Below are 3,899 nucleotides of genomic sequence, written 5' to 3'. Positions count from 1 at the left end.
GGGCCGGGCGGGGCGCCTGGAGGCTGCGCGCCGGATCGCACACGAAGGTGCCCTGGCCGACCCGCGACTCGACGAGGCCGCGGCCTTGCGCCTCCACGTAGCCGCGGGCCACCGTGGTGAAGTTCAGGGCGAGGCGGGCCGCGAGCACCCGCTGCGGCGGCAGGCGCTCGGCGACCGCGAGCTTTCCCGTGCGGACGTCCTCGGCGATCGCCTCGACGATGGCGAGGTAGTGCGGCTTGCCGAAGCGCCGCAGGTCGGGGCACCAGCCGTCTTCCGGGCGCGATCCCGGAGCGGGCGCCCCGGAGACGCGTGATTTCGGCGTCGCGCGGCTCATTCTCGCCTCCCGACCGGTCAGGATGCAGTCAATCGTCGATTGATCGGGAGCAATCGGCGTGCCGCACGCCCGAGCGCCGCGAACCGCGCGAGCGATACGGTCAATCCGGTCAAGTACTCGCCAGAGAATTCAAAATAATGGCGCCCATTTTATCGGCAGATGCCGCGTCGTTCGGCGACGTTTCCAAACAGACGTCGATCGCGCCGCATCGACCATTGACCGCATGATTGACCGCATCCCGCACCGGGCGCCGAAACGGCACGTCGTCGGCGTCTCGCTGGCACGGGGATTGCCATCCTCGATTGAACCTGCGGCCGGGATCATTCGATCCGCCGCAGGCCGCGATGCACAAGAGGGAGTGCGGCCGATGCCTGCCGTCAGCACCGACAAGCACAAGAAGGGCGATTACTTCGTCGATTACGAGGAGAAGGTCTTCGAGGACGTGAAGGCCGAGCCGGGGCAGAAGGCCCTAGTGACCTTCCACACCGTCGCGTTCGAGGGCTCGATCGGCTTCGTGAACCTGCTCCAGGCCACGCGCCTCCAGCGCAAGGGCTTCGACACCTCGGTGCTGCTCTACGGCCCCGGCGTGACGCTGGGCATCCAGCGCGGCTTCCCGACGCTCGGCGACGAGGCGTTCCCGGGCCACCTCAACATGAACAACCAGATCGCGAAGTTCATCGCCGAGGGCGGCAAGGTCTATGCCTGCCGCTTCGCGCTCCAGGCGCTCTACGGCCACGGCGAGCCCTCGCTGATCGAGGGCATCCGCCCGATCGCGCCGACCGACGTCCTCGACATCGTGCTGCTGCACAAGCGCGACAACGCCGTGATCATCGACACCTGGACCGTCTGAGCGGCCGGCCGCCGGCACCCATCACGAGCGAGGAGGCGGACAATGGCGGAGCCGCGCATCGTCCGGGCCGCCGCGGTCCAGATCGCGCCGGACCTGGACCGGCCCGAGAACACCCTGGAGCGCGTGCTGAACGCGGTCGCGGACGCGGCGGGGAAGGGGGCGCGCTTCGTCGTCTTCCCCGAGACCTTCGTGCCGTACTACCCGTACTTCTCCTTCGTCAGCCCGCCGGCAATGCAGGGGGCGGAGCACCTGCGGCTCTACGCGCACGCGGTCGTGGTGCCCGGCCCCGTCACCGAGGCGGTCTCGGCCGCCGCCCGCCGCCACGGCATGGTGATCGTGCTCGGCGTCAACGAGCGCGACCACGGCACGCTCTACAACGCGCAGTTGATCTTCGACGCCGACGGAAGCCTGGCGCTCAAGCGCCGCAAGATCACGCCGACCTACCACGAGCGCATGATCTGGGGGCAGGGCGACGGGGCGGGTCTCACCGTGGTCGACACCGCCGTCGGCCGCGTCGGCGCGCTCGCCTGCTGGGAGCACTACAACCCGCTCGCCCGCTACTGCCTGATGACCCAGCACGAGGAGATCCACGCGGCCCAGTTCCCGGGCTCGCTGGTCGGCCAGGTCTTCGCCGACCAGATGGAGGTGACGATCCGCCACCACGCGCTCGAAGCCGCCTGCTTCGTGGTCAACGCCACCGGATGGCTCTCCGAGGACCAGATCGCCAAGGCCTGCCCGGAGGAGGGCTTGCGGGGCGCGATGCGCGGCGGCTGCTTCACGGCGATCGTCTCGCCGGAAGGGCGGCTGCTCGCCGAGCCCCTGCGCGCGGGCGAGGGGCTCGTGATCGCCGACATGGACCTCGCGCTCGTGACCAAGCGCAAGCGGATGATGGACTCGGTCGGCCATTACGCCCGGCCCGAGCTGCTCAGCCTCAACCACGACGCGCGCCCGGCGCTTCCCGTGACGACGACGCCTCCCGCGACGAACCGCCTTCCCGCGACGACCCGGAGTTCAGACCATGGACAGCCCGCTCCTGACCGGTTCGACCGCCCCGTCGCCGGCCTCCCCGGCTCCGGGCCCGGCGGCGCCCGGCCTTCCGACCGAGCGGCTGATCAACGCGCTGCAATCCTACGGAGTCCGGCTGGCTGACAGCCGCCCCGGCGTCCAGAGCCGGCGCGGCGGGGCCGGCCCCTCCGACCACAAGGCGATGACGATCTCGGGCCGCACGGTGATGGTGCCGGTCCACACCGCCACCGCCTTCGAATCGCCCTTCCTCGTGCAGCGCCCGGGGCCGGACGGGTTCAGCCTGATCGAGCACGACGGCGCGGTGGTCGGGCGGGTGACCTTCCCGGACAAGCCGCGCTTCTACGCGCTCCAGACCTTCGACGGGGTGCCGTATTCCAAGATCGCGGTGCTGCACGGGCGCGACGTCCTCGCGACCACCGTGCTGCAGACCTGCATCCGCTACCAGAGCCGCACGAGGACCTGCCAGTTCTGCGCGATCGGCCAGTCGCTGGCGGCCGGCCGCACGGTCGCGCACAAGAGCCCGCAGCAGCTCGCCGAGGTGGCCCGCGCCGCGGTGCTGCTCGACGGCGTCAAGCACATGGTGATGACCACCGGCACGCCGAACGCCACCGACCGCGGCGCCGCGGTCCTGTGCGAGAGCGCCTTCGCGGTGAAGGCCGCGGTGGACCTGCCGATCCAGGCGCAGTGCGAGCCGCCCGACGACGACCGCTGGTTCTCCCGCATGCGGGCCTCGGGCATCGACGCGCTGGGCATGCACCTCGAGGCGGTGACGCCGGAGGTCCGCAGCCGGATCATGCCCGGCAAGGCGAGCGTCCCGCTGGAGCGCTATCTCGAGGCCTTCGCGGCCGCGGTGCCGGTGTTCGGGCGGGGCCAGGTCTCGACCTACATCCTCGCGGGCCTCGGCGACGCGCCCGAGGCGATCCTCGGGATGGCCGAGCGGCTCGTGGCGCTGGGGGTCTACCCGTTCGTGGTGCCGTTCGTGCCGATCTCGGGCACGCCGCTGGAAAGCCACCCGGCCCCGTCCCCCGACTTCATGCACGCGATCCTGAAGCCGCTGGCCGGGATGCTGGCGCGGGCCGACCTCCGCTCGGCCGACATCAAGGCCGGCTGCGGCCGCTGCGGTGCCTGCTCGGCGCTCTCCGCCTACGAGCGGAGGCCTTGAGATGTTCGAGCCGGTCGCCCCGTATCGCGCGAGCCTGTTCCGGGTGAAGTTCGCCACCGCCCCCTGGGAGCGGCGCGCCTGCGCGCGCCTGCGCCGCGCGGTGTTCTGCGCCGAGCAGGGCCTCTTCGCGGGGAGCGACGCGGATGCGCTCGACGCGCATGCGATCCCGATCTGCGCCCTGTCGACGCTCGGCGGCGACCCGGACGCGGTCGTCGGCACCGTCCGCATCCATGCGGCGCCGGAGACGCCCGGCGAGTGGTGGGGCTCGCGGCTCGCCGTCGAGCGCGGGCATCGCCGGGTCGGGGCGCTCGGCGCCGGGCTGATCCGGGTCGCGGTGTCCTCGGCCCATGCGCGCGGCTGCACGCGCTTCCTCGCCCACGTCCAGGCCGGCAACGCCGCCCTGTTCGCCGGCCTGCACTGGGACGACCTCGGCGCGGTCGACCTGCACGGCCGGCCGCACCGGCTGATGCGGGCCGACCTCGCCCACTACCCGCCGATGCACGATCCCGAGCACGGGCTCGTCACCC

The 3,899-nt window shown here is 71.8% G+C and carries 5 protein-coding genes; 4 read left to right on the top strand and 1 reads right to left on the bottom strand.

Going from position 1 to position 3,899, the window contains the following annotated elements; genetic code table 11:
* Positions 1 to 334 (bottom strand): GntR family transcriptional regulator (locus FV223_RS22240; protein WP_147729032.1); only part of this gene is annotated, 334 nt, incomplete at its 3' end.
* 367 nt (positions 335 to 701) lie between these two features.
* On the opposite strand from FV223_RS22240, the gene FV223_RS22235 reads away from it, so the two are divergent.
* The 4 genes from FV223_RS22235 to FV223_RS22220 all read left to right on the top strand — a co-directional run.
* Positions 702 to 1,184 (top strand): MSMEG_0572/Sll0783 family nitrogen starvation response protein, encoded by a 483-nt coding sequence (locus FV223_RS22235; RefSeq protein ID WP_147729031.1) that lies wholly within the window; start codon positions 702 to 704, stop codon positions 1,182 to 1,184.
* A gap of 42 nt (positions 1,185 to 1,226) precedes the next feature.
* Positions 1,227 to 2,333, top strand: coding sequence for a Nit6803 family nitrilase (locus FV223_RS22230; RefSeq protein ID WP_246686372.1), 1,107 nt, complete (start codon positions 1,227 to 1,229; stop codon positions 2,331 to 2,333).
* Complete coding sequence (locus FV223_RS22225; RefSeq protein WP_243938531.1) at positions 2,218 to 3,372, top strand: MSMEG_0568 family radical SAM protein; 1,155 nt, start codon at positions 2,218 to 2,220, stop codon at positions 3,370 to 3,372. The genes FV223_RS22230 and FV223_RS22225 overlap by 116 nt, the downstream gene beginning before the upstream one ends.
* Before the next feature lies 1 nt (position 3,373).
* The coding region (locus tag FV223_RS22220; RefSeq protein ID WP_147729029.1) for an MSMEG_0567/Sll0786 family nitrogen starvation N-acetyltransferase at positions 3,374 to 3,899 on the top strand (526 nt) is incomplete at its 3' end.

Origin of the sequence: Methylobacterium sp. WL116 (genome assembly GCF_008039455.1) — a bacterium.
GTDB lineage: Bacteria > Pseudomonadota > Alphaproteobacteria > Rhizobiales > Beijerinckiaceae > Methylobacterium.
The sequence above is the reverse complement of the archived record's forward strand: the minus strand, read 5'-3'. Positions and strand labels throughout refer to the sequence as shown.

Coding starts and splice junctions, on each gene's coding strand:
- FV223_RS22230 (WP_246686372.1), top strand. CDS start 1,227: ATGGCGGAGCCGCGCATCGTCCGGGCCGCCGCGGTCCAGATCGCGCCG.
- FV223_RS22235 (WP_147729031.1), top strand. CDS start 702: ATGCCTGCCGTCAGCACCGACAAGCACAAGAAGGGCGATTACTTCGTC.